The sequence below is a fragment of the Pseudomonas tritici genome, assembly GCF_014268275.3.
GTDB lineage: Bacteria > Pseudomonadota > Gammaproteobacteria > Pseudomonadales > Pseudomonadaceae > Aquipseudomonas > Aquipseudomonas tritici.
In genome coordinates this window covers 2412402-2438287 of sequence record NZ_CP077084.1, presented here as the reverse complement: position 1 = coordinate 2438287, position 25886 = coordinate 2412402, and the positions used below count along the sequence as shown (strand labels likewise).

Genomic DNA, 25886 nt, shown 5'->3' with positions numbered 1-25886 from the left:
CGATGGGGCCTTAAGCCTCACCGCACAGCTCAAGGTTCCAACCCTATCCCCCGCAGAATCACCCCCGTCACCGTCTGTATCGCCTTCTCGAACTGCATATCCGACAACGGCTGGTGATCATTCAGGATCTTCACCTGATGATCAAAGTCGGCATAGTGCTGGGTCGAGGCCCAGATCATGTATAGCAGGCTCGACGGCTCAACTGGCAGGATGCGTTTGTCCTCCACCCACTGGCGAATCTTCGCTTCCTTCATCTTGGCCCAGTCGTACAGGCTTTCATCCAGCGCCTCACCGAGTGTCGGCGCGCCGTGGATGATTTCATTGGCCCAGACTTTCGAACCATACGGCCGGGTGCGCGAGCGCTGCATCTTGGCGCGGATGTAACTGCTGAGCACCACCCGCGGGTCATCAAAGGTCTCGAAGCTCAGGGCGTCCTGCTTCCACACTTCCAGCAGGTCGAACAGCACCGCGCTGTACAGCTCACTTTTGGTGGTGAAGTAGTAGTGCCGGTTGGAGCGCGGCAGTTGCACTTCTTCGGCGATATCCGCCATGGCGGTGCTGCCATAGCCTTTTTCGGCGAAGATTTTCTCCGCCGCCAGCAGGATTTTTTCGACGTTGACCCGACGAATTCCGATCTTGTGATTGCCCATGAGGGCTCCCTGACAACGAGAGAGCCCAAAGACTACCATCCGCTCTAGATCGGGGCGACAGGCTGAACCGAAACTTCGTACACTGCCTGCTCCTGCCCATTGATTGGTATTGAACAATGTTGATCAAGAAAACCCTGACCTCCGTCGCCCTGCTCGCATCCTTACTGGGGGCTTCGGCAGCGTTTGCCCATGCTCACCTGAAAAGCGCCACACCCGCCGCCGACAGCACCGTCGCCGCCCCCGATGCTCTGCGCCTGACCTTCAGTGAAGGCGTCGAGGCCACCTTCACCAAGGTGTCCCTGAGCAAGGACGGCACGGAAATCGCCATCAAGGGCCTGGAAACCCCGGACGCCGACAAGAAAACCCTGGTAGTGACGCCTGCCGCCCCACTCGCTGCTGGTAACTACAAAGTGGTGTGGAACGCCGTCTCGGTCGATACCCACAAGAGCAATGGCGAATACAGTTTCAAGGTCGGCCGATAACCCATGGCGACCCTGCTGGTGCTGTGCCGTTTCCTGCATTTCATCGTCGTGTTGCTGATGTTCGGGGCTTGTGCGTTCAGGCCCTGGCTATTGGGCGCTGAACCGCAGCCGGTGCTGGACCGGCAACTCGAACGTATCACCCGCAGCCTCGCTGGGTTGGGCCTGTTCTCCGGCGTCGCCTGGCTGCTGTTGATCACCGCCAGTATGGCGGGCAGCTGGGACGCGGCGTTGCAACCGGCCACCCTCCAGTTGGTGCTGGGCAAAACCTTTTTTGGCCAGGTGTGGGTCTGGCATTTGCTGCTGAACCTGTTGCTGGTGATGGTGCTGATCACCCCCTGGCCGCTATTGCGCTTGCCGTTGACCGCATTGCTGCTGGCGACCCTCGCCCCTGTGGGTCATGGCGCCATGCTGGATGGGCTCAGCGGGCAATTGCTGATCCTTAATCAGGTGGTGCACCTGGTCTGCGTGGGCGCGTGGCTTGGGGGGTTGCTGGTGCTGGTGCTGATCCTGCGGCAACCGCAAGGTATTGCGCTGGAGCCAGTCCTGCGGCGTTTCAGCGGCGTGGGTTATGGCTTGGTTGCCGGTTTGCTGGTGACCGGGTTGATTAATGTGCGCGTGTTGACCGGGCAGCTGTGGCCGACGCCATTGTTCAGCGGGTTTGCGCTGATTCTGTTGATCAAGGTGATGTTAGTGTTAGGTATGTTGGCCCTGGCGTTGCTGAATCGATTGCGTCTTGAGCATTGCGAACAGCGACTGGGCGCCTTGAAGGCCAGTGTGATGATTGAATGGTTACTAGGTGTTTCAGCGGTAGCCGCTGTCTCCCTCCTCGGAACCCTGCCGCCGATGGTCATCGCTGGCTAAATCATGTGGGAGCTGGCTTGCCTGCGATGGCATCGCTGCGGTCCTCCTGCCAGACCACAGCGCCCGCATCGCAGGCAAGCCGGCTCCCACATTGACTGTGCCCGCTCTCGACCATATCACGGCAGGTCATCGTATAACTTCCGCTTGACACGGCACGAAATCCCCGCAAATATCCCGCCCAATGTTGTACGACAACGTATGACAAATAATAAAAACAACAATAGAAGGGAGCTTCACTGTGAGTCAATTCGCCCGCAATTCCTGCGCACGTATCGGCCTTCTCGGCCTCAGCAGCCTGGCGTTCACCCTGCCCCTCAATGCCCAGGCCGAAGGTTTCATCGACGACGCCAAAGCCACGCTAAACCTGCGCAACGCCTACTTCAACCGCAACTTCACCAACCCGACCAACCCGCAGGGCAAAGCCGAAGAGTGGACGCAGAGCTTCATTCTCGATGCCAAATCCGGCTTTACCCAAGGCACGGTCGGCTTCGGGATTGACGTGCTGGGCCTGTACTCGCAAAAGCTCGATGGCGGCAAAGGCACCGGCGGCACCCAGTTGTTGCCGATCCACGATGACGGCCGCCCCGCCGATAATTTTGGGCGCCTGGGCGTGGCGCTGAAAACCAGGCTGTCGAAGACGGAATTAAAGGTGGGCGAATGGATGCCCGTGCTGCCAATCCTGCGCTCCGATGATGGTCGCTCCCTGCCCCAGACGTTTCGCGGCGGCCAGGTGACCTCCAACGAAATTGCCGGCCTGACCCTCTACGGCGGTCAGTTCCGCGGCAACAGCCCGCGCAACGACGCGAGCATGGAAGACATGTTCATGAACGGCAGAGCCGCGTTCACCTCGGACCGTTTCAACTTCGGCGGTGGCGAGTACACGTTCAACGACAAACGCACCCAGGTCGGCGTGTGGTACGCCGAACTCAGCGATATCTACCAGCAACAATATTTCAACCTGACCCACAGCCAACCCGTGGGCGACTGGACCCTGGGCGTTAACCTCGGCTTTTTCAATGGCAAGGAAGACGGCAGCGCCCTGGCTGGCGACCTCGACAACAAGACCGCCTTCGCCCTGCTCTCGGCCAAATACAATGGCAACACCTTCTACGTGGGCCTGCAGAAACTCACCGGCGACAGCGCGTGGATGCGGATCAACGGCACCAGCGGCGGCACCCTGGCCAACGACAGTTACAACGCCAGCTACGACAACGCCAAGGAAAAATCCTGGCAGGTGCGCCATGACTTCAACTTCGTGGTGCTCGGCCTCCCGGGGCTGACCATGATGAACCGCTATATCAGCGGCAGTAACGTGCACACCGGGGCGATCACCGATGGCAAGGAATGGGGTCGGGAATCGGAGCTGGCGTACACGGTGCAGAGCGGCGCGCTGAAGAACCTCAACGTCAAATGGCGCAACTCGACCATGCGTCGGGATTTCAGCAATAACGAGTTTGATGAGAACCGGATTTTTGTCAGCTATCCCATCTCACTGTTGTAGGTTTCGCGTCGGACCCAGACTGGCAGCCAACACAAACCCCCTGTGGGAGCGGGCTTGCTCGCGAATGCGGTATATCAGACCCGAATGAGTCGACTGACACACCGTATTCGCGAGCAAGCCCGCTCCCACATTCTGGCCATCACCTGACCGGAAGGACGTTGACAACCTGGGGGATCACTCACAATACTTCGACATAGTCATATGACAACCTACAACAAAAATTTGGAATCCCCATGACCACGACCACCCCTGCTCCCTTCAACCGCCTGCTACTCACCGGCGCCGCCGGCGGCCTGGGCAAAGTCCTGCGTGAACGCCTGCGTCCTTATGCCCACGTGCTGCGCCTGTCCGACATCGCCAACATGGCCCCGGCTGCCGACGCGTCCGAAGAAGTGCAAACCTGCGACCTCTCCGACAAACAAGCCGTGCACCACTTGGTAGAAGGCGTCGACGCGATCCTGCACTTCGGCGGCGTTTCGGTGGAGCGTTCGTTCGAAGAAGTCCTCGGCGCCAATATCAGCGGCATTTTCCATATCTACGAGGCCGCCCGCCGCCACGGTGTGAAGCGCGTGATTTTCGCCAGCTCCAACCATGTCATCGGCTTCTATAAACAAGGCGAGAAAATCGACGCCCACTCCCCTCGCCGTCCAGACAGCTACTACGGTTTGTCCAAGTCCTACGGCGAAGACATGGCCAGTTTCTACTTCGATCGCTACGGCATCGAGACCGTCAGCATCCGCATCGGCTCCTCGTTCCCGGAACCGCAGAACCGCCGGATGATGCACACCTGGCTGAGCTTCGACGACCTGACCCAACTGCTCGAACGCGCGCTGTACACACCCAACGTCGGCCACACCGTGGTCTACGGCATGTCGGATAACCTCGACACCTGGTGGGACAACCGCTACGCCGCGCACCTGGGCTTCGTCCCCAAAGACAGCTCCGAAGTGTTCCGCGCCCAGGTCGAAACCCAGCCACCGGTCGCCGCCGACGACCCGGCCAAGGTCTACCAGGGTGGCGCATTCTGCGCTGCTGGGCCGTTCGGTGACTGAGCGCACACCCACCCAAGGGAATGAGTTGCCATGACCGCTGAACTGATTGTCGATGCGCGCAATGCCGTGGGCGAATGCCCGGTGTGGGTGCCCGAGGAAAACGCCCTGTACTGGGTGGATATCCCCAACGGCGGCCTGCAACGCTGGAGCGCCGCCACTGGGCATATCGCTGCGTGGACAGCCCCGCAGATGCTCGCCTGCATCGCCCGCACCGATGCGGGCAACTGGGTTGCCGGGATGGAAACCGGCTTCTTCCAGCTCACCCCTCACAACGATGGCAGCCTCGACACCACGCCGCTGGCGAGTGTTACGCACCCACGCGCGGACATGCGTCTGAACGATGGCCGCTGTGATCGCCAGGGTCGTTTCTGGGCCGGCAGCATGGTGCTGAACATGGGTTTGAACGCGGCCGAGGGCGTCCTCTACCGCTACGCGTCAGGCCTGGCGCCCCACGCTCAGTTGGACGGTTTCATGACCCTGAACGGCCTGGCCTTCAGCCCCGACGGCCGCACGATGTACGCCTCGGACTCGCACCCGCTGGTGCAGCAGATCTGGGCGTTCGACTACGACATCGACAGCGGCACGCCGTCCAATCGCCGCGTGTTCGTGGATATGCACAAACACCTCGGCCGCCCCGATGGCGCGGCGGTGGACGCCGACGGCTGCTACTGGATCTGCGCCAATGACGCCGGGCTCATCCACCGCTTCACCCCCGAGGGGCGCCTCGATCGCTCCCTCACCGTACCGGTGAAAAAACCCACCATGTGCGCCTTTGGCGGCAGCCGCCTGGACACCCTGTTCGTCACCTCGATCCGTGATGACCAAAGTGAGCAGTCGCTGTCCGGCGGCGTGTTTGCCCTCAACCCAGGCATCACCGGTCTACCGGAGCCCACGTTCACCCTCTAGCTGCATCGCTGTGACTTGAATACAACAATAACAAGACAGGAATGAAACCCCATGGACTTCAAACGCACCTTGCTCGCCGCGGCATTTTTCACCCTCAGCAGCGCCGCCCACGCGCTGGAAATCAAATTCGCCGACATCCACCCCGCCGGCTACCCCACCGTCGTTGCAGAAGAGAACATGGGCAAAGCCCTGACCAAAGAAAGCAACGGCGAACTGACCTTCAAGTATTTCCCTGGCGGCGTTCTCGGCTCCGAGAAAGAAGTGGTCGAACAGGCTCAGGTCGGTGCCATCCAGATGACCCGCGTCAGCCTCGGCATCGTCGGGCCGGTAGTGCCGGACGTGAACGTGTTCAACCTGCCGTTCGTGTTCCGCGACCAGGCGCACATGCGCAAGGTCATCGACGGTGAAATCGGCGATGAAATCCTCGCCAAGATCACCGACTCCGAGTTCGGCCTGGTGGCCCTGGCCTGGATGGACGGCGGCACACGCAACCTCTACACGAAAAAGCCGGTGCGCAAGATCGAAGACCTCAAGGGCATGAAGATTCGCGTGCAAGGCAACCCGTTGTTCATCGACGCCTTCAATGCCATGGGCGCCAACGGCATTGCCATGGACACCGGCGAGATCTTCAGCGCCCTGCAGACCGGCGTTATCGACGGCGCGGAAAACAATCCGCCGACGATGCTGGAACACAACCACTTCCAGAACGCCAAGTTCTACACCCTTACCGAGCACCTGATCCTGCCTGAACCCATCGTGATGTCGAAAATCACCTGGAACAAACTCACCCCTGCGCAACAGGACATGGTCAAGAAAGCCGCCAAGGCCGCCCAGGCTGACGAGCGCGTGCTGTGGGACGCCAAGTCCGCCAGCAGCGAAGCCAAGCTCAAGGCCGCTGGCGTCGAGTTCATCACCGTCGACAAAAAACCCTTCTATGACGCCACCGCCGCCGTGCGTGCGAAGTACGGCGCGCCTTACGCCGACATCATCAAGCGTATCGACGCCGTTCAATAACGCCCCTCCTCCTAGCAAGGCCAGGCGCGGTCCGCACTGACGCGCCCGGTTACGGTGAACGCCATGAAGAATTTACTGCTGCGCATCAACGACCGCATCTACATGACCTGCATCTGGGTCGCCGGCCTCTCGGTATTGGGGGTCGCCCTGATCATCCCCTGGGGCATCTTCGCTCGCTACGTCCTCGGCACCGGCTCCAGTTGGCCGGAACCTACCGCCATCCTGCTGATGCTGGTGTTCACCTTTATCGGCGCCGCCGCGAGTTACCGCGCCGGGGCGCATATGTCGGTGGCCATGGTTACTGACCGCTTGCCGGCGCAACAACGCCGCCTCGTCAGCATTTTTTCCCAATTGCTGATGGCGACGGTCTGCCTGTTCATGACGATCTGGGGCACCAAGCTATGCATGTCCACCTGGAACCAGTTCATGAGCGCCATTCCTACTCTGCGGGTGGGCATCACCTACATGCCGATCCCGATTGGCGGGCTGCTGACGCTGATTTTTGTCGTGGAAAAACTCCTGCTCGGTGACCAGAGCAACCGTCGGGTCGTGCGCTTCGACCTGGTTGAAGAAAGCGAAGGGGCCGCCTGATATGGACGCATTGATTCTGTTGGGCAGCTTTATCGCCTTGATCCTGATCGGCATGCCGGTGGCCTACGCCCTCGGGTTGTCGGCGCTAATCGGCGCGTGGTGGATCGACATCCCGTTCCAGGCCCTGATGATTCAGGTGGCCGGCGGGGTGAACAAGTTTTCGCTGATGGCGATTCCGTTCTTTGTGCTGGCCGGGGCGATCATGGCCGAGGGCGGCATGTCGCGGCGGCTGGTGGCGTTTGCCGGGGTGCTGGTGGGCTTTGTACGCGGCGGCCTGTCCTTGGTGAACATCATGGCTTCGACGTTTTTTGGGGCGATTTCCGGCTCGTCGGTGGCGGACACCGCCTCGGTCGGCTCGGTGCTGATCCCGGAAATGGAACGCCGTGGTTACCCCCGCGAATTTGCCACGGCGGTGACCGTCAGCGGCTCGGTGCAGGCCCTGCTGACCCCGCCCAGCCATAACTCGGTGCTCTATTCCCTGGCAGCCGGCGGCACGGTGTCGATCGCCTCGCTGTTCATGGCCGGCGTGGTCCCGGGCTTGCTGATGAGCGCATGCCTGATGGTGCTGTGCCTGATTTTCGCGAAAAAGCGTGACTACCCCAAAGGTGAAGTCATTCCCTTGAAGCAGGCGCTGAAAATTGCCGCCGACGCGCTCTGGGGCTTGATGGCGATGGTGATCATCCTCGGCGGCATCCTCTCGGGCATTTTCACCGCCACTGAATCCGCCGCGATCGCCGTGCTGTGGGCGTTCTTCGTGACCATGTTCATTTACCGCGACTACAAATGGAGCGAGCTGCCCAAGCTGATGCACCGCACGGTGCGCACCATTTCCATCGTGATGATCCTGATCGCCTTCGCCGCCAGCTTCGGCTACATCATGACCCTGATGCAGATCCCGGCGAAGATCACCACGATGTTCCTGACCCTGTCAGACAACCGCTACGTGATCCTGATGTGCATCAACGCCATGCTGCTGTTGCTCGGCACGGTGATGGACATGGCGCCGCTGATCCTGATCCTTACGCCGATTCTGCTGCCGGTGGTGCTGGGTATTGGCGTCGATCCGGTGCACTTCGGCATGATCATGCTGGTGAACCTCGGCATTGGTTTGATCACCCCGCCCGTGGGCGCGGTGCTGTTCGTGGGCGCGGCGGTGGGCAAGACCACCATCGAGAAGACCGTGAAGGCGTTGCTGCCGTTTTACGCCGTGCTGTTCTTGGTGCTGATCGCCGTGACCTACATCCCGGCATTGTCCCTGTGGCTGCCGAGCGTGGTGCTGTAAACCTCTATCAAATACACATTGAACCTCTGCGTTGGGTCTATTTCATACGGCGGGACACCATGTCTTCATCCTTCATCGAACTCAGCGATCAACTCACCCACCTCACCCTCGCGCCGGCCACGGGTGGCAGCATCGTCAATTGGACGGTACGCACCACCGGGCAGCCTTTGCTGCGCCATAGTGACCAACAAGCGCTGAACACCGGTTTGCCGGGCAAGCTGGGCTGCTATCCGTTGGCCCCTTGGTCCAACCGAATTGCCCAAGGGGGTTTCGACAACCCCGACGGCTGGCTGGCCCTGGCGCCCAATAGCCTCACGGACCCCTTGCCGATTCATGGCTCAGCCTGGCAGCAGGCGTGGCAGGTGGTGAGCCAGTCAGCAAGTGAAGTGGTACTGGCAGTGGAGTGCGACACGCCGTTCGCCTATCGCGCCGAGCAGCGCTTTCGATTGAGCAAGGGTGAACTGAGCATTGCGCTGAGCGTGACCCATCTGGCGCAAGCGCCCGCGTGGCATGGCCTGGGATTGCATCCCTACTTGCCACGTCGGCCGGGCACACGCTTACAGGCCGAGGCGTCACAGGTGTGGATGAGTGACGCGTCCAAGTTGCCTACGGTGCTAGCGCCAGTGCCGGATGCCTGGGACTTCCGGGAACTGAAAACCCTGCCCGAAAGCCTGGTAGACAACGGCTTTTGCCAGTGGGATGGGCATTGCCTGATCGAGCAACCAGAGCTGGGCTATACGCTGAAATGCCAGGCCAGCGGCGCCGATTATTTCCTGCTGTATTGCCCACCGGGGCTGGGGTTCTTTTGCATCGAGCCAGTGAGCCATCCGGTGAATGCTCATCACCTGCCCGGCAGGCCGGGCCTGAGACTGCTGGAACAAAACCAGTCCACCCGCCTCGATTTCACCCTGAAATACAGTCCAACTGTGGGAGCTGGCTTGTCGAATCGTCGACCCGCTGCGATAGACAGAAGTATCTACACATCTTGAGCGAGTCCTCTGCGTAGCAGCTGTCGAGCCCTGGCGAGGCTGCGTTTGCGGTCTGTCTGACACACCGCTGACGCAGCCTCGCCAGGGCTCGACAGCTGCTACGCACTATCACATCTAAAATGTGTAGATACCTGTGCTGCGATAGCGGTACATCAGTGAGCGCTGCATCAGCTGACAGAGAGCTATCGCAGCGGTTCAACGATTCGACAAGCCAGCTCCCACATTGACCGCATTCCGTCAGGGTGGGCTGTTTTTGAGGCGGCCTGCGGTATCGATACTGACCACTACAGACAACCCCGGGCGCAACCGCTCGCTCTCGGCCTGATCCGGATCCACCGTAATCCTGACCGGCACCCGCTGTGCGATCTTCACAAAGTTGCCGGTGGCATTGTCCGCCTGCAACAGGCTGAACTCCGAACCGGTGGCCGGGGAAATATGCTGTACCGTGCCGTGGAATTTGCGGTGGTTCAGCGCATCCACGGTAAAAGTCACCGGCTGGCCGACCTGCACATTATCCATCTGGGTTTCTTTCATGTTGGCGATCACCCACAGCTGCGGCGGCACCAGCGCCATCAACTGCGCACCGGAGTTGACGTAAGCCCCCAGGCGCACGCCGATCTGCCCCAGTTGGCCGTCACGCGGCGCCGTGATGCGGGTGTTGGACAGGTCGATACGTGCCAACTCCACGGCCGCATCGGCACTCGCCACGGCGGCTTCCAGGGAGCCACGATTGACGATCACCGTCTGCAAGTCCTGCCGCGCGATTTCCAGGCTGGCCTGGGCTTGCGCCACAGCGGCGATGGTCTGCGCGTTGGCGGCGCGGGTCACATCCAGCTCGCGCTTGGACACCGAGCCGTCGCTGATCAACGCTTCGTTACGGCGCAGATCGGCCGTGCTCTTGCGCGCCTGCGCCTGGCTGTCCGCCAACGCGGCCTGGCGCAATTTGATCGTGGCCTCGGCGCTGTTGCGCTGTTGCACCACGTTTGCCAACGATGCCTTCTGCACCGCCAGTTGCGCCAGCGCCTGGTCCAGGCGCTGCTTGTAGATACGGTCGTCGAGACGTACCAGCAGGTCGCCGGTCTTCACGTACTGGAAATCCTGCACCGGCACTTCGAACACGTAGCCGCTGAGCTGCGGCCCGATAATCGTGACCTGCCCACGCACCAGGGCATTTTCGGTGGTTTCCACCGCACTGCTGAACGGCGGCAATTGCCAGGCGTACAGCACGATCAGCACACCGACGATGGCAATCGCGGCAAAGCCCAGGGACGAGATAATCCGCACCCGCAACGGCCGCAACTCGGTAGGCACGGCGCCTGGTGGCGTGCTGCCCTCCGGGGTGGAAGCGATGGCGGTGGTGGTGGTGGTGGTTGAAGGTTCGGTCATGAAGGTGCGCCGCTGGGTTGAACGGGAGTGGTTGCTGCCTTGGTGGTGCTCATCAGCCACAGACTGCGGATAAAGATCCAGCTCATGGTCAGTATCGCGATGATCGCGATCAGCATGAAGACATCGTTGTAGGCCATCACGTTCGCTTCACGGGTGGCCGCCGTGGCGAGGCTGCGAATGCCCATCAGATTACGCAGCTCGGGGTCGGCGACAATACCGCCGTAGGCTGAACCGCCGCTCTGCACTCGCGCGGCCACACGCGGGTCGAGCAGCGTCAGGTGCTCGACGATCATGCTGGAGTGATACTTCTCGCGCACGATCTGGAAGGTGCCAAGCAACGCCGCACCCATCAGGCCGCCGAGGTTCTGGCAAATACCGAACATCACCGAAAAACTCACCAGGTTGCGCGGGTTGGTCAACACGTTCTTGGTGCCCAGCACCATGGTCGGCCCGAGGAAGAACGTACCGCCGAAGCCTAGCAGGAACTGGCTGATGTACAGATTCTGCGGACGGGTCAGGTTGCTGGAGAAGCTGTCCATCACCGACCCCGTGGCCATCAGCGCCAGGGAAATCACCAGCGGCATCAGCAAGTGCGCCGGGTTGATCGTCAACGCACTCACCACCAGCCCGGCAATTGCCCCGGCCAGCATCACCACGTACAGCGTGTGCATCTGCTGGTAGCTCATGTTCAGCATCTGCATGAAACCCACGGCGCCGGTGGACTGCTCGGACAGCACCATGCGAATCAGCACCACCGCCAGCGCCAGGCGAATCATGGTGCCGCTGCCGAGCCAGCGGGTCATCAGCATCGGGTTGCTGCGGTTATGCTCGATGGCGAGGCCGGCCATGATCAACACCAGGGAGCAGGCCGAGGCCACGCCGATCCACGGGGCTTCCAGCCACCAGTCGATGCGGCCCAGGGACAGCACTGCGCAGAGCAAGGCGACGCCGGTCGCGAGGATGGCGAAGGTGAGGAAGTCGAGTTTTTCGAAGGTCTTGAAGCGATCGCCCGGCGGCAACTTGAGCAGGAACACACAGCCCAGGCAGATCAGCGCCAGGCCCAGCTCGAACAGGTACAACCCGCGCCATTCGGCGATTTGCAGCAAATCTTCGGAGAACAACCGCGCCAATGGCAACGCCAGTTGCGCCGTGCCCAGCCCGAGCACCAGCGCCTTCAAACGCCACTTGGCCGGGAATGCCTGGATCATGTAGTACAAACCCAATGAACTCAGCGCCGCGCCCACCATACCGTGGGCCGCCCGCACGGCGATGGCTGAGCTGAGGTCGTTGACGAACAAGTGGCCGAAAGTGACTAGGGCATAGAGCACCAGGAACACCTCGGTGAATGCGCGCAGGCCGAACTGTTGGCGGAACTTCACCAGCAACAGGTTCATGCATACGTTGGTCATGACATAGGCGGCGGGCAGCCAGGCCATTTCGGCGGTGGTCGCACCGAGTGCGCCTTGCAGGTATTGCAGGTTGGCGATCACCAGCGCGTTGCCCAGGCCCCCGGTGATTGCCACCAGCACGCCGACCATCGCGAACAGCCAACGCTTGTGCGTGGGGTGCAGCGGGGTTGACGGTGAACCGGGGAGGCTTGGCCGCTCGTGGGGTTCCCAGGTGTGGGGAGTGTATGTGTTCATTCGGTGACCTAGATGACCCGACGGGGGGAGTCGGTAAAACGGTTACTCAGGGAGTAGTAAACCTGAGCGGAGTTCATCTTGCCATGTTGGGGGTGGAATTGGTGTGGCGGCCTTTAGGCTGGCCTGGGGGGATTGGGTACATATCCGTTTTTGCGGTCATGGCGGCTATTGGTTCCGCCCTTACGGCGGGTCACTTTTGGAAAAGAGCCCCAAAAGTAACCAAAAGGGCTCTTGCCCCAACACTCGGCACCTCGCCTAGGCTCGGTGTGCCCTCACTCCGGCTTGAATCCGTGGGCCGCCGCGATGGGCCATCCTTGGCCCAGCGCGGCTAACCCGGCGTCCTGCCGGGTTACCCACGGATTCAAGCCTGCGTTCGGCCAGCGTGTTTGACGGGGCGCCTCAGATCAAAAGCAAAAGCACGGCGGCCTGACAGCCGGCCTGAGTGGTGTGGATCAAAAGCGATTTTGTGTGCTCTGCTTTTCTGTGGGAGCTGGCTTGCCTGCGATGGCATCAACTGGGTATGCCTGATACACCGAGGTGTCTGCATCGCAGGCAAGCCAGCTCCCACATTTTGACCAAGATCGACAGTTTGAAACCGGTCGGCTCTAAGGCCGCCGCGCTTTTGATTTGGCTTTTGATCTGAGGCGCCCCGTCAAACACGCTGGCCGAACGCAGGCTTTGGAGCGTGGGTAACCCGGCAGGACGCCGGGTTAGCAGCGCTGGGCCAAGGATGGCCCATCGCGGCGGCCCACGCTCCAAAGCCTTCGTTACGGCACACCGAGCCTAGGCGAGGTGCCGAGTGTTGGGGCAAGAGCCCTTTTGGTTACTTTTGGCTGGGCCGGCATTCCGGGCTCCTTTCCAAAAGTGACCCGCTGTAAGAGCGGAACCAATAGCAGCCCTTACCTAAATAACGGATATGCACTCAATCAAACCCAACCCAACCCAACCAACTCCAATAAGTCGCCGCAAACACCAACATCAACAGGTACCCAATCAGCGTCACCAGAATCCCCACGTTGGCAAACTGCCGCGCCGTAAACGTCCCCGTCCCCAGGCACACCATGTTCTGCGGCGCATTGATCGGCAGGATAAACCCATAGCTCATCACAAACCCCAACAGCATGGTCATGCCCAACCGGCTGAAATCCCCCGGCAAGGTCTGCAGCACCGCGATCAAAATCGGCAGCAACGCCGAGGTCAACGCCGTGGCGCTGGCGAATCCCAGGTGAATCAGGATCAGGAATGCGCCAAGAATCGCAAACACACCCAAGGGCCCAACTTGATCCAGCCCCGTGTGGGCCACGACAGCAGAACCCAGCCATTGCCCGGCCTGGGTGGTCAGCAGCGCCGTGCCGAGGCTGATGCCAACCCCGAACACAATCACCGTGCCCCACGGAATGCGTGACTGCACATCCTTCCAGGTCATCACGCCGATACCCGGCAATAGCAGAAACACCAGCCCGGCGTAGGTCGTGGAGGTGGTGTCGAAACTGTGCAGGCGCCCTTCCGTGGCCCAGGCCAGCAGCAGCAATACCGAAACGCTCAACAGGCGCTTCTGCGGCCCGGTCATGGGCCCTATCTCCACCAGCGACTGCGCCACCGCCTCTTTACCGCCGGGGATGCTGTCGGTTTCCGGCGGCAGCAATTTGAGCACCAGGAACAGCAACACCGCCGACATGATCAATGCCCACGGCGCGCCGGCGATCAGCCAGTCGATCCATGACACGCGCTGCCCCAGCATCTTGTCCATGAAGCCAACCGTCAGCAGGTTCTGTGCGGCGGCGGTCTGGATGCCGACGTTCCAGATGCTGGTGCCCTGGGCGACGACGATCATGATGCCGGCGGCGATATTCGAGCGTTTGTCGACACCAAAGGCCGCGATCACACCCATCATGATCGGCACCACGCAGGCACTGCGCGCCGTAGCGCTAGGCACCACCAGGCTGAGCAGGATAGTCACCGCAATCGCCCCCAGCAGGATGCGCCGGGTGCTGGTGCCGACCCGACTCAACGTCACCAAGGCGATGCGCCGATCCAGGCCGGTGTGGGTCATGGCGGCGGCGATAAACAGCGCGCCGGCCACCAGCGCCAACGCCGGGTTGGAGAACCCGGTAAGGGCCATGCTGATCGCCGGGCTGGTGCCGATCACATGCGTCGGGTCTTGCAGCGACGGCGCGGTACCCAGCAAAAACGCTATCAGCGAAGTGATCATGATCGCGCTGGCTTCATAGGACACCGCTTCGGTGATCCACACCACCACGGCAAACGCGAGGATCGCCAGCATGCGGTGCCCGGCCACCGGCAAGTCGGCGGGCAGCGGCAACAGCAGCACGCCGGTCATTACCAGCACCGCGATAACCAGGCCCAAGGGTAATTTAAAGGATGCCGCGCTCATCGGGTGCTCCAAGGCTCTAGATCAGAGCCCTGAGCATGGGGCAAAACCACCTGCGGCGTGTTGACCTAGGCCAATAACTGACTCAACACCGCGCGCAATTTGCCGGGCTTAACCGGTTTGTTCAACAGCGGTGCTTCGAGGCGACGCAAGGCACGTCGGCATTGGTCAGTACGGTCAGCCGTGATGATCACCGCAGGAATGTGCTGCTCGAAATGCTCGCGCAGGTGCTTGACCACCGCACAGCCCACCACCCCATGGTCCAAGTGATAGTCCGCCAGGATCAGCTCCGGCGCCCTGCCCTGCAAGGCCAGCAACGCACCCGCCTGGTCGGTGGCGGTGACCACTTCGCAGCCCCACTGCCCGAGCAGCGCGCGCATGCTCTCGAGGATGCTCACTTCGTTGTCGATCACCAGCAAACGCCGCCCCGGCAGCGGGTTGCCCGTGGTCGGTTGCACCGGCAACTGGCTGATCGGCAGGGGCATTTCGTCACTCAACGGCACCTCGATGCTGAACATCGAACCCCGCCCCGGCCAGGAACGCACGGCAATCGGATACCCCAGAATCTCGGCGATACGCTCGACAATCGCCAGCCCCAGCCCTACCCCCTTGCGGTCCGAGGCGCGGCCGACGTCGAGCTGGTTGAACTCGAGGAAGATCGCCTCCAGCCGGTCGGCCGCAATCCCGCGACCGGTGTCCCACACTTCCAGGCGCAGGCGATCCCCTCGGCGTCGAGCACCGAGCAGGATGCAACCTTCGTCGGTATAACGACAGGCATTGCTGAGGAAATTACGCAGAATCCGCGTCAGCAGCCGCAGGTCGGTATTGATCGCATAACAGCCGGTGCGCACCCGCAGGTTCAACCCGGCCGCCTGGGCCACCGATTGAAACTCCGAGACCAGCGGCGCGAACAGCTCGTCGAGGCGATACAGCGCCACATCCGGTTTGACCGCCGCCTGATCCAGCCGCGAAATATCCAGCAAATCGGTGAGCAAATCCTCGGCACCTTCCAGCGCCTGGTGCGTGCGCTCCACCAGCACCTGCTCAACGCTGGGCAACTGTCGCTCGCGCAAGGTGGCGATCAGCAATCGCGCGGCATTCAACGGCTGCAGCAGGTCATGGCTGGCGGCGGCGAGGTATTTGTCCTTGCTGCGGTTGGCGGCCTGGGCGGCGTCACGGGCATCGCGCAGGTCCTGTTCGATCTGTTCGCGCTGGGCGATCTGCTGTTGCAGGTTGAGGTTGGCTTCGAGCAGTTCATCGGTGCGCGCGGCGACGCGCTGTTCCAGCTCATCGTTGAGGCGGATATAGCGGTTGCGCTCGGCCTCCAGCTCGTCCAGTCGCGCGGCGAGTTCCGGGTAATGGCTCTTGCGCGCGGAGTGATTGCCCAGCCCCAGCAACCCCGCGAGGGCGCGTTGCTGGTCCTCAGAGCGCTTCGCCATAGACAACCTCGACGTCGCGCTGGCTCGACTCCCTCGGATTCGTGAGGATGCACGGGTCATGCATCGCATGCTGGGACAGGAACGGAATGTCCGCCACGCGCACGCCATGCAGGCCGAGGGTTTCATGGAAGCCAATCGCGTGCTTCAGTGCGATCAGATGCTCCACCAGCCGTCCGCAGATCTGCCGATGATTGAGGCCGCGGCAGTCGATGCCGAACGTCTCGGCAATCACCTGGAAACGCTCCGGCGCCGAGTTGTAGTTGAACGCCACCACATGCTCCACCAGCACTGCGTTGCACAACCCATGGGGCAAGTCGAGGAAGCCGCCAAGGCTGTGGGACATGGCATGCACCGCGCCAAGGATCGCATTGGAAAACGCCAGGCCGGCCTGCATGCTGCCGAGCATGATTTTCTCGCGCAGGGCAATATCGCCGGGGTTGGCGATCATCTGCACCAGATTACCGTTGATCAGGCGCATCGCCTCCAGCGCATGCGGGTCGGTCAGCGGACCATGGCCGGTGGAGACGAACGCTTCGATGGCATGCACCAGTGCGTCAATACCAGTACAGGCGGACAGGAACGGGTCCATGCTGGCGGTGGTTTCCGGGTCGATCAGCGACACGTCCGGCACCACCGCCTTGCTGACGATCGAGAACTTCATGCGTTCTTGCTGGTTGGAGATGATTACGAACTGCGAGACATCCGCCGAGGTGCCGGCGGTGGTTGGGATGAGGATCAGCGGCGGGCTGGGCACACGAATGGTATCCACGCCCTCGAACTCAAGGATGCTGCGCCCGTGGGCCACCACAATGCCGATGGCCTTGCCGCAATCCATCGGGCTACCGCCGCCAATGGCCACGATCACATCGCAGTGGTTTTCGCGGTACACCTCGGCACCGAGCATCACTTCTTCGACGCGGGGGTTGGGCGACACGGCGGTGTACAGGCAGTAGTCGACACCAATGGCTTGCAGGCTGGCTTCCACATCAGCCACCCAACCGGCGGCGATCACCCCAGGGTCGCTGACCACCAGCACCTTGCGCGCGCCAAAGGTCTTGGCATAGTTGCCGACGTTGTGCCGGCAGCCGGCACCAAAGATGATTTCAGGCGAGACGAATTTACGCAGAAGGCTCAGATTTGGGCTCATTGGAAAGCCTGTTTTTATTATTTTGGAAGAATGCGCTTCACACTAACTCATCCGGCTGCGATTGCAATCAGACCAAAGGGGCATGCCTGCGACAAGCACCGGCCAGCGCTGGGCTGGCCGGGTGGAGGTCAACGGCTGGCGAAGTACATGGTCACTTCGAAGCCGATACGCAGGTCGGTAAAGGCGGGTTTGGTCCACATGGGGGTAGTCCTCTTGTTGTGCCGGAGGGTTCCGGTGATTTCATTAATGCACGCAGATCAACGGTGGCGAATGCTACTTTCGAAGTAGCCGCCGCACTGCATTAGTCTCGGATGCACATCAATCAAAATGTGGGAGCGGGCTTGCTCGCGAATGCGGTGGGTCAGCTACCTCTAAGTTGACTGATCCACCGTATTCGCGAGCAAGCCCGCTCCCACAGTTTTGACCGCGTTTTGTCAGAAGAAACCGAGGGGATTGATGTCGTAGCTCACCAGCAGGTTTTTGGTCTGTTGGTAATGGTCGAGCATCATCTTGTGGTTCTCACGCCCCACGCCCGACTTCTTGTACCCACCAAACGCCGCGTGCGCCGGGTACAGGTGATAACAGTTGGTCCACACACGCCCGGCTTTGATCGCTCGGCCCATGCGGTACGCGCGGTTGATGTCGCGGGTCCACAAACCGGCGCCAAGACCGAACTCGCTGTCATTGGCTATCGCCAACGCTTCGGCCTCGTCCTTGAAGGTGGTCACGCCCACTACCGGCCCGAAGATTTCCTCCTGGAACACGCGCATCTTGTTGTGCCCCTTGAGCAGGGTCGGCTGGATGTAATAGCCGCTGGACAGGTCGCCTTCCAGACGCTCGGCCGCGCCGCCAGCCAGCAGTACCGCGCCCTCTTCCTGAGCGATCTTCAGGTAAGAGAGGATCTTGTCGTATTGCTGCTCGGACGCTTGGGCGCCGACCATGGTTTCGGTGTCCAGCGGGTTGCCGCGCTTGATCTTGACGATCTTCTTCATCACCTCGGCCATGAACGCATCGTAGATCGACTCCTGCACCAGCGCCCGCGATGGGCAGGTGCACACTTCGCCCTGGTTGAAGAACGCCAGCACCAAGCCTTCGGCGGCTTTTTCGATAAATTGCGGCTCGGCCTGCATGATGTCTTCAAAGAAGATATTCGGCGACTTGCCGCCCAGCTCTACGGTGGACGGAATAATGTTCTCGGCCGCCGCGTGCATGATGTGCGCGCCCACCGGGGTGGAGCCGGTGAAGGCGATCTTGGCGATGCGCTTGCTGGTGGCCAACGCCTCCCCCGCTTCGCGGCCAAAGCCTTGCACGATGTTGAGCACGCCCGGCGGCAGCAGATCATTGATCAGCTCGGCAAATACCATGATCGACAGCGGCGTCTGCTCAGCCGGCTTGAGCACGATGCAGTTACCGGCGGCCAACGCCGGCGCAAGTTTCCAAGCAGCCATCAGCAGCGGGAAGTTCCACGGAATGATCTGCCCGACCACACCCAATGGCTCGTGGAAGTGATAGGCGGTGGTCAGTTCGTTGATCTCGGCGGCGCCGCCTTCCTGGGCGCGGATGCAACCGGCGAAGTAGCGGAAATGGTCAGCAGCCAGCGGCACGTCGGCGTTGAGGGTTTCGCGCACGGCCTTGCCGTTGTCCCAGGTCTCGGCCACGGCCAGCACTTCGAGGTTCTGCTCGATGCGGTCGGCGATTTTCAGCAACACCCGCGAGCGGTCCTGGGCCGATGTCTTGCCCCAGGCATCAGCGGCGGCGTGGGCGGCGTCGAGGGCCTTGTCGATATCGGCGGCGCTGGAGCGCGGGAACTCGGCGATGACTTCGCCGGTGACCGGCGAGGTATTGGTGAAGTACTCGCCATTGATCGGCGCGACAAACTCACCGCCGATGTAATTGCCGTAGCGCGGCTTGAAGCTGACGATGGCGCCGGGGGTGCCAGGTTGTGCGTAGATCATGGTGAGGCCTCTGTTTGTTGTGGGTGTTGTCTGGGGTGCAGGCGTTGCATCTGCTCGCGTTCGTACTGCGGGTACAGGTGGGTCACGCTGCGGATCAGTTCGTAGCGGCTGAGGTTGATCGCCGCGAAACGTTCGGGGATCGGGCTGCGGATCAGCTCAGGCATATCGCGACCTTGGACGGCGCCGTCACGCAGGAGCTGGTCGAGCCAGGTGAGGTAGTCGCGCATCTGTTCGAAGGGTTTTGCATCCGCCGCAATAGGGCCGTGGCCGGGCACGATCAGGGTCCAGGGCAAGCCTTGCAGGGTGGCGATATCCGCCAGCCACAGTGCAAGGCCCGGTGAATTGGGCGTGGTGAGCGCGCGCTGGTAGAACACCAGGTCACCGGCAAACAGCACGCCGGTCTTCCGGTCGTGTATCGCCAGGTCGGCACCGGTATGGCCGCGCAGGTGCAGCAGTTGCAGGTCGTGGCTGCCGAAGGTTTTTACACCCGCTTGCAACACTTCACTCGGCAACACCACTTCAGTGCCGCGCATCCAGTCGCCAACCCTGCGGTACAGGTTCTCGGCCATGCTGTCGCCCTGCTCGTGCAGTAACTCGGCGGTGCCGGCCAGGGCGCCGATGGGCACCGCCTTGAACGCTTGGTTGCCGAGCGCATGGTCGGGGTGGTGGTGAGTCAGCAACACCTGGATCACCGGCTTATCGGTGACGCTGGCGATGGCCTGTCGCAAGGCTTCGCCGTAGCGCTTGGACGGCCCGGTGTCGATCACCACCACACCGGGTTCGGTGACGATGAACCCGACGTTGACGATGTTGCCGCCATTGTCCTTGCCGAAATTGTCGGTGCTGCCCTCCAGCAGCCAGGTGTCGTCGGCGATCAGGCGGGGTTTCAGGCCGTAATCCAGCTCGGCCAGCACCGGCTGGCTGAGCATGATCAGCCAGAGCAGAATCCAGCGCCGGGTCATGGGATGACCGCTTCGAATTGACTGCCGCTGGTGTCGCGCAAGGTCAAACGCGTGGGGCCGGTGCCTTCGATGTCGAAGGCCAGGTTGGGGTTTTCGCTGACGGCGGGGAACAGTTCCAGGCGCGCCAAGACGGCGTTATCAGCGCCGCGCAACTCAGCGCTGTTGATGAAGAACTCGGGGATACCGCTGACCATGCCGTTATCCATCGGATGGGCAACTTGCAGCTTCACCCGGCTGAATTCGGCGCGCGGGTAGCGCCCGCCGAGCACTTCGCCGAGGTGGTCTTCCCAACCCGCTTGCGTGCGCACCACGCTCGGCGCCGTGCAACCGCCGCCGGCGGCATCGACGACGTGCCACATGCCATCCCGGGTCAACACCGCTGCGCGCAACGGCGTGGCCTGTTCGATGCGAATCCGGATCGACAGCCACGGCAGCACGCGCTGCACCGGCTGGAAGTCGACAATCTGTGGCAGCGGGTTGAGTTCGGCCCAGGCAAGGATCTTCACCACCTCGCCCTTGAACGCACGAGCATCAATCTCCAGCGGCACCTGGCGCGCGTCCTCGGCGAACGGCGGCGCCAAGAGCTTCACGCGCGCGTCGAATACGAACGGCGCATTGTCGAGGAAACGCTGGTGGTAGTAGCCCCACATCACCGAGGGCACCGGGTCGACGGGCGCGCCCCAGGCCAGCATCGGCAAACAGCAGACCCACCACCCGCGCAGAAGCATGGCTTACTCCTCGACGTGCACGCTGTCGAGGTAGGTGCGCACCGCCCACAGGGCTTCCTGGCTCAGGTAGTCAGCCATTTTCGGCATGTACACCCGGCCATCGCGTACGGCGCCGTGGCGGACCCGCTCGACAAACCACTCATCCCCGGCGTCACCGGCATCCAGCATGCGCAGGTCGGGGGCGATCCCACCGGACTTGGCTTCCAGGCCATGGCACGCCGCGCAGTTCTGGTTGTACGCCGAGGCACCGACTTCGACGGCCTTGTCATGCTCTGGGGAGGTGCGATACGGGTTGGTCGCGGCCCAGCCATCGGCGTCCAGCGGCACGCCGGCCTCCTTGATCGGGGTGAGGCCTTTGGTTTCCACGGCCGTTGGGGTCACGTTGCCGTGGGCCCAGGCGGAACCGGCACCTATCGCAGCGGTAAGGAGGCAGGCGGTCAGCAAGGCGTTGCGTTTTGTTGTCATTATTTTTTCCCTCAGGAGTGCACGCAAAACCTCTTGGCAGAGGCTATGGCAACCATCTTAGGAAGCGCCCGGCAGCACCCGAATGCTGCTTTGGTGGGCGGGTTCTCATCCGTTGGTAGCAGGCCTTGTGGGGCACTGCTAAATCAGAGGCGGTTCGGGAAATTGTCCCGGCAACACCGGGACTTTTTCCGTATTCGCCAACCCGTCCAGGCAGCAACCTGTGCAGGCCAAAACCTCCACTGGGAACTGCAACCATGACAATAAGATCGCTACCCGCCCGCTCACCCCTAAGCCTTGCCGTGCAAGCCTTTCTGCTGGTGGGCAGCCTGTCCCTCAGTGCTGCAAGCTCTGCTGCCGCCGAACCTGCGAAGCCAACCCACAACGTCACCTGGGAAGACATCGCCAACGACCACCTGACGACCAAGGACGTGCTGCAATACGGCATGGGCACCAACGCCCAACGCTGGAGCCCCCTGGCCCAGGTCAACGACAAGAACGTGTTCAAGCTCACCCCGGCCTGGTCCTACTCGTTCGGCGACGAGAAGCAACGCGGCCAGGAATCCCAGGCCATCGTCAATGACGGCGTGGTCTACGTCACCGGCTCGTATTCCCGTGTGTTCGCCCTTGATGCGAAGACCGGCAAGCGCCTGTGGACCTACAACCACCGCCTGCCCGACAACATTCGCCCGTGCTGTGACGTGGTCAACCGTGGCGCGGCGATCTTTGGCGATAAGATCTACTTCGGCACCCTCGACGCGCGCCTGATTGCCCTCGACAAAAACACCGGCAAAGTGGTGTGGAACAAGAAGTTTGGTGACCACGCCGCCGGCTACACCATGACCGGCGCCCCGGTGCTGGTCAAAGACAAGGTCAGCGGCAAGGTGCTGCTGATCCACGGCAGCTCCGGCGATGAATTTGGCGTGGTCGGCCAGTTGTTTGCGCGCGACCCGGACACCGGCGAAGAGGTCTGGATGCGTCCGTTCGTGGAAGGCCATATGGGCCGCCTGAACGGCAAGGACAGCACCCCGACCGGCGACGTCAAGGCTCCTTCGTGGCCAGATGACCCGACCACCGAAACCGGCAAAGTCGAGGCCTGGAGCCACGGCGGCGGCGCGCCTTGGCAGAGCGCGAGCTTTGATGCCGAGACCAACACCATCATCGTCGGTGCCGGCAACCCTGGCCCATGGAACACCTGGGCGCGCACCTCCAAGGACGGCAACCCCCACGATTTCGACAGCCTCTACACCTCGGGCCAGGTCGGCGTCGACCCCAGCACAGGCGAAGTGAAGTGGTTCTACCAGCACACGCCGAACGATGCCTGGGACTTCTCCGGCAACAACGAACTGGTGCTGTTCGACTACAAGGACAAGGACGGCAAGGTCATCAAGGCCACCGGCCACGCTGACCGCAACGGCTTCTTCTATGTGGTGGACCGCAACAACGGCAAGCTGCAGAACGCCTTCCCGTTTGTCGACAACATCACTTGGGCCAGCCACATCGACCTGAAGACCGGCCGCCCCGTGGAGAACGAAGGCCAGCGTCCGGCCAAGCCATTGCCCGGTGAAACCAAGGGCAAGCCGGTGGAAGTCTCGCCGCCGTTCCTTGGTGGCAAAAACTGGAATCCCATGGCCTACAGCCAGGACACCGGCCTGTTCTACATCCCGGGCAATCAGTGGAAAGAGGAGTACTGGACCGAAGAGGTCAACTACAAGAAAGGCTCGGCTTACCTTGGGATGGGCTTTCGCATCAAGCGTATGTATGACGACCACGTTGGCACCCTGCGTGCGATGAACCCGACCACCGGCAAGGTGGTGTGGGAACACAAGGAAGCCCTGCCGCTGTGGGCCGGCGTGCTGGCGACCAAGGGCAACCTGGTGTTCACCGGGACCGGCGACGGTTTCTTCAAGGCTTTCGACGCAAAAACCGGCAAGGAACTGTGGAAGTTCCAGACCGGCAGCGGCATCGTCTCGCCGCCGATCACCTGGGAACAGGATGGCGAGCAGTACGTCGGCGTGACGGTCGGCTATGGCGGCGCGGTGCCGCTGTGGGGCGGCGACATGGCCGAGCTGACCAAGCCGGTGGCACAGGGTGGATCGTTCTGGGTGTTCAAGATCCCGAGTTGGGATAACAAGACCGCCCAGAAATAACCTTGTGAATACGAGACCGCCTTTGTAGTGAGCGGGCTTGCCCCGCGCTGGGCTGCGAAGCGGCCCCAAACACAGGCGTCTCGGTCTCTCTGAAACACGGCGCCGTCCCTGTTGGGGCGGCTTCGCCGCCCAGCGCGGGGCAAGCCCGCTCACTACAAGGTTTCGAGATGAACTACCTGCCTTTATTACTGCTACTGTCCCTACCCTTCGCCCATGCCGACGACGGCGACGACGCCCCCCTGATCATCAACGGTTGCACCATCGCCGAACACAGCCAGTGCCCCGGCGCCAACCTCAAGGGCGCCAACCTGCGCAACCAGAACCTGAGCAAAATGAACCTGGCCGGTGCCGATTTGCGCGATGCGGATTTGCGCCACGCCAACCTGGACCTCGCCAATCTGGAAAAAGCCCAACTGCAAGGCGCCAACCTGACCCGCGCCAGCCTGCAGCAAGCCAATCTGCGCCTGGCCGACTTTACCGGTGCCACGTTGATGGCCGTGCAAGGCTGGGGGATGTTTGCCCAGGGCGCGCAATTCGAAAACGCCAACCTCAGCGCGGCCTACCTGCAATTTGCTCGGTTGTCAGGGGCGAAGATGCACAAGGCCAACCTTCGTGCGGCTGACCTGGAAATGACGTGGTTGAGCAAGGCCGACCTGCAAGGCGCGGACCTCAGTGATGCCAATCTGCAGGAGGCCAAGTTCGGTGAAAGCAACCTGGAGAAGGCCACGCTCACGGGGAGTCGCCAGCACTATGCGAACTTTCAGGATGCGAATATGGAGGGCTGCACGGACTGCCCCACAACTTGGGATCGCTGAGACAACGCAATCCAAATGTGGGAGCGGCGGTGCGACGATTCGACTTGCTCGCGAATGCGGTGGATCAGTAATGGATTGGGTGACTGACACACTGCATTCGCGAGCAAGCCCGCTCCCACAGGGGATTTGCGTCGCCACTGTCATCCCGCCACCCGCACCACCCCCATATCAATCCCCAAATGCACCAACTCAGCATGGGAACTCACCTGCAGCTTGCTCTTGAGCAAGGTCAGGTAATTGGACACGGTCTTGCTGCTGATACTCAGCTGGGCCGCAATCGAGCGGGCCGGGGTACCTCTGGCGAGCATCAGGAAAATCTCCAGTTCGCGCTGGGTCATGCTCTGCAAACGGCGGTCTGTGGGGTGATAGGCCAGTTGGGTCGCCAAGTCCTGTTCGATATAGGTGTGACCGTCGAGGATGCGCTCCACCGCATCCAGCATCACCGCAGGCGACGCGCTTTTGGTCAGGTAGCCCGATGCGCCCGCCTCCAGAGCCTGGCGCACCAGGGGCAACTCGGCGTGCTGGCTGAAAAACAGCACGCGCAACTGCGGCAAGCGCTGGCGCAGGCGGCGGGTGGTTTCCAGGCCGCTGATGCCCGGCAGGCCGAAGCCGATGATCACAAGGTTGGGCACCGCCTCATGCACGCGCGCCAGGGCTTCTTCGCCACTGGCCGCGTCACGCACCACCACGCCCGGCAGGCCGCTGCGCAACAGTCCGGCATAGCCCAGGCGGACCACGGCGTGATCATCGACCAACAGGATATTCATAATGCCTCCAATGGCAGCGGCTCTCGTCCCATGCTAGAACCCCGCGCCGCGCCGCGACCTACTACTTTGGTACTGGTTTTGCTGTCTATCGTCGCATTCCCAAGGCAGCGGGACTGGCGTGTAATAGGTGCATAACGATAACGACTGGACCCACCATGCTGCCCGTTCGACTGCCCCTAGCGGCCCTGTTGTGCCTGTTCATCACGCACGTACACGCCGACCCACCCCTGTTTTCCGCCGACGGCTACCGCATCAGCCTGTACCGCAGTCCTACGCCCGATCAACTGCCCGGTGCGACCATCGTCGACACCCCGGCCCTGCAAGCCCTGCTCAACCAGACGCCCGCACCGGTTCTGATCGACGTGTACCGGCGCCAGTGGCTGCAAGGCCGTTTCATCGAAGACCAGCCCCACGCCAACCTGCCCGGCAGCCACTGGCTGGCCAACACCGGCGACGGTGACCTCTCACCGGAATGGCAAGGCTATCTCGTGCGACATCTGTACAAGTTCACCGGCGGCAACCTGGCACGCCCGCTGGTGTTCTACTGCCGCTCCGATTGCTGGCTGAGTTGGAACGCGGTAAAACGAGCCGCCGAGCTGGGCTATACCTCTGTGTACTGGTATCGCGATGGCTTGGATGCATGGGAAGCGGCAAACCTGCCAGTGATGGCTGCGACACCCGAACCCTTTGAATAAAAAACCACAACAAGAAG

The 25886-nt window shown here is 61.8% G+C and carries 24 protein-coding genes; 12 read left to right on the top strand and 12 right to left on the bottom strand.

Annotation, left to right across the window (positions count from 1 at the left end):
- Window positions 1–29: 29 nt before the first annotated feature.
- Window positions 30–650 (bottom strand): TetR/AcrR family transcriptional regulator, encoded by a 621-nt coding sequence (locus tag HU722_RS10990; RefSeq protein ID WP_186763699.1) that lies wholly within the window; start codon window positions 648–650, stop codon window positions 30–32.
- Window positions 651–766: 116 nt separating this feature from the next.
- Here HU722_RS10990 and copC point away from each other — a divergent pair, with 116 nt between their 5' ends.
- The 9 genes from copC to HU722_RS10945 all read left to right on the top strand — a co-directional run bounded on the left by copC (window position 767) and on the right by HU722_RS10945 (window position 9328).
- Window positions 767–1132: a copper homeostasis periplasmic binding protein CopC gene (copC, locus tag HU722_RS10985; RefSeq protein ID WP_065879999.1), complete on the top strand. Its 366-nt coding sequence runs from the start codon at window positions 767–769 to the stop codon at window positions 1130–1132.
- A gap of 3 nt (window positions 1133–1135) precedes the next feature.
- Window positions 1136–1993 (top strand): copper homeostasis membrane protein CopD, encoded by an 858-nt coding sequence (gene copD / locus HU722_RS10980; protein ID WP_065872358.1) that lies wholly within the window; start codon window positions 1136–1138, stop codon window positions 1991–1993.
- A 238-nt stretch (window positions 1994–2231) separates the two neighbouring features.
- Window positions 2232–3494 (top strand): OprD family porin, encoded by a 1263-nt coding sequence (locus HU722_RS10975; RefSeq protein ID WP_186754603.1) that lies wholly within the window; start codon window positions 2232–2234, stop codon window positions 3492–3494.
- Between the two features lie 233 nt (window positions 3495–3727).
- Window positions 3728–4546: an NAD-dependent epimerase/dehydratase family protein gene (locus HU722_RS10970; protein WP_065889244.1), complete on the top strand. Its 819-nt coding sequence runs from the start codon at window positions 3728–3730 to the stop codon at window positions 4544–4546.
- A 30-nt stretch (window positions 4547–4576) separates the two neighbouring features.
- Window positions 4577–5452, top strand: a complete 876-nt coding sequence (locus HU722_RS10965; protein ID WP_065872361.1) for an SMP-30/gluconolactonase/LRE family protein — start codon at window positions 4577–4579, stop codon at window positions 5450–5452.
- 51 nt (window positions 5453–5503) lie between these two features.
- Window positions 5504–6466, top strand: coding sequence for a TRAP transporter substrate-binding protein (locus HU722_RS10960; protein ID WP_049709053.1), 963 nt, complete (start codon window positions 5504–5506; stop codon window positions 6464–6466).
- 63 nt (window positions 6467–6529) lie between these two features.
- The gene (locus tag HU722_RS10955; RefSeq protein ID WP_065872363.1) at window positions 6530–7057 is read left to right on the top strand and encodes a TRAP transporter small permease; all 528 of its coding nucleotides are present in this window, start codon (window positions 6530–6532) and stop codon (window positions 7055–7057) included.
- A gap of 1 nt (window position 7058) precedes the next feature.
- Entirely contained in the window at window positions 7059–8339 is a 1281-nt protein-coding gene (locus tag HU722_RS10950) for a TRAP transporter large permease (RefSeq protein WP_049709055.1), read from the top strand.
- A gap of 59 nt (window positions 8340–8398) precedes the next feature.
- On the top strand, window positions 8399–9328 hold the full coding sequence (locus tag HU722_RS10945) for an aldose 1-epimerase (protein WP_186754601.1): 930 nt from the start codon (window positions 8399–8401) through the stop codon (window positions 9326–9328).
- 237 nt (window positions 9329–9565) lie between these two features.
- Here HU722_RS10945 and HU722_RS10940 read toward each other — a convergent pair whose 3' ends face one another.
- From HU722_RS10940 to pedF, 10 genes are all read right to left on the bottom strand, one after another.
- Complete coding sequence (locus HU722_RS10940) at window positions 9566–10714, bottom strand: HlyD family secretion protein (RefSeq protein WP_186754600.1); 1149 nt, start codon at window positions 10712–10714, stop codon at window positions 9566–9568.
- On the bottom strand, window positions 10711–12357 hold the full coding sequence (locus HU722_RS10935) for an MFS transporter (protein ID WP_065880004.1): 1647 nt from the start codon (window positions 12355–12357) through the stop codon (window positions 10711–10713). The genes HU722_RS10940 and HU722_RS10935 overlap by 4 nt, the downstream gene beginning before the upstream one ends.
- 922 nt (window positions 12358–13279) lie before the next feature.
- The gene (locus HU722_RS10930; protein WP_186754599.1) at window positions 13280–14752 is read right to left on the bottom strand and encodes a DASS family sodium-coupled anion symporter; all 1473 of its coding nucleotides are present in this window, start codon (window positions 14750–14752) and stop codon (window positions 13280–13282) included.
- A 65-nt stretch (window positions 14753–14817) separates the two neighbouring features.
- A complete protein-coding gene (locus HU722_RS10925; protein ID WP_065872367.1) occupies window positions 14818–16188 on the bottom strand; it encodes an ATP-binding response regulator in 1371 nt (456 codons plus the stop codon).
- Window positions 16172–17335 carry an alcohol dehydrogenase-like regulatory protein ErcA gene (gene ercA, locus HU722_RS10920; RefSeq protein ID WP_186754598.1) on the bottom strand — a complete coding sequence of 388 codons (1164 nt, stop codon included), beginning with the start codon at window positions 17333–17335 and terminating at the stop codon, window positions 16172–16174. The genes HU722_RS10925 and ercA overlap by 17 nt, the downstream gene beginning before the upstream one ends.
- 128 nt (window positions 17336–17463) lie before the next feature.
- Entirely contained in the window at window positions 17464–17535 is a 72-nt protein-coding gene (pqqA, locus tag HU722_RS10915; RefSeq protein WP_010209364.1) for a pyrroloquinoline quinone precursor peptide PqqA, read from the bottom strand.
- Between the two features lie 234 nt (window positions 17536–17769).
- Window positions 17770–19290: an acetaldehyde dehydrogenase ExaC gene (gene exaC, locus HU722_RS10910; protein WP_065872369.1), complete on the bottom strand. Its 1521-nt coding sequence runs from the start codon at window positions 19288–19290 to the stop codon at window positions 17770–17772.
- Complete coding sequence (locus HU722_RS10905; RefSeq protein WP_065872370.1) at window positions 19287–20252, bottom strand: quinoprotein relay system zinc metallohydrolase 1; 966 nt, start codon at window positions 20250–20252, stop codon at window positions 19287–19289. Before HU722_RS10905 ends, exaC begins: the two co-directional genes overlap by 4 nt.
- Window positions 20249–20980, bottom strand: a complete 732-nt coding sequence (locus tag HU722_RS10900; RefSeq protein WP_186754597.1) for a quinoprotein dehydrogenase-associated SoxYZ-like carrier — start codon at window positions 20978–20980, stop codon at window positions 20249–20251. The genes HU722_RS10905 and HU722_RS10900 overlap by 4 nt, the downstream gene beginning before the upstream one ends.
- Window positions 20981–20983: 3 nt before the next feature.
- A complete protein-coding gene (gene pedF, locus HU722_RS10895; RefSeq protein ID WP_065872372.1) occupies window positions 20984–21445 on the bottom strand; it encodes a cytochrome c-550 PedF in 462 nt (153 codons plus the stop codon).
- A 254-nt stretch (window positions 21446–21699) separates the two neighbouring features.
- On the opposite strand from pedF, the gene exaA reads away from it, so the two are divergent.
- Both exaA and HU722_RS10885 read left to right on the top strand, forming a co-directional pair.
- The gene (exaA, locus tag HU722_RS10890) at window positions 21700–23592 is read left to right on the top strand and encodes a quinoprotein ethanol dehydrogenase (RefSeq protein ID WP_083207129.1); all 1893 of its coding nucleotides are present in this window, start codon (window positions 21700–21702) and stop codon (window positions 23590–23592) included.
- Between the two features lie 167 nt (window positions 23593–23759).
- Window positions 23760–24407 (top strand): pentapeptide repeat-containing protein, encoded by a 648-nt coding sequence (locus tag HU722_RS10885; RefSeq protein WP_065880010.1) that lies wholly within the window; start codon window positions 23760–23762, stop codon window positions 24405–24407.
- Between the two features lie 140 nt (window positions 24408–24547).
- On the opposite strand, the gene HU722_RS10880 is transcribed toward HU722_RS10885, so the two are convergent.
- Window positions 24548–25174, bottom strand: coding sequence for a response regulator (locus HU722_RS10880; protein WP_065872375.1), 627 nt, complete (start codon window positions 25172–25174; stop codon window positions 24548–24550).
- Between the two features lie 155 nt (window positions 25175–25329).
- On the opposite strand from HU722_RS10880, the gene HU722_RS10875 reads away from it, so the two are divergent.
- Window positions 25330–25869 (top strand): PQQ-dependent catabolism-associated CXXCW motif protein, encoded by a 540-nt coding sequence (locus HU722_RS10875; protein WP_065880011.1) that lies wholly within the window; start codon window positions 25330–25332, stop codon window positions 25867–25869.
- The last annotated feature ends 17 nt before the right edge of the window (window positions 25870–25886 follow it).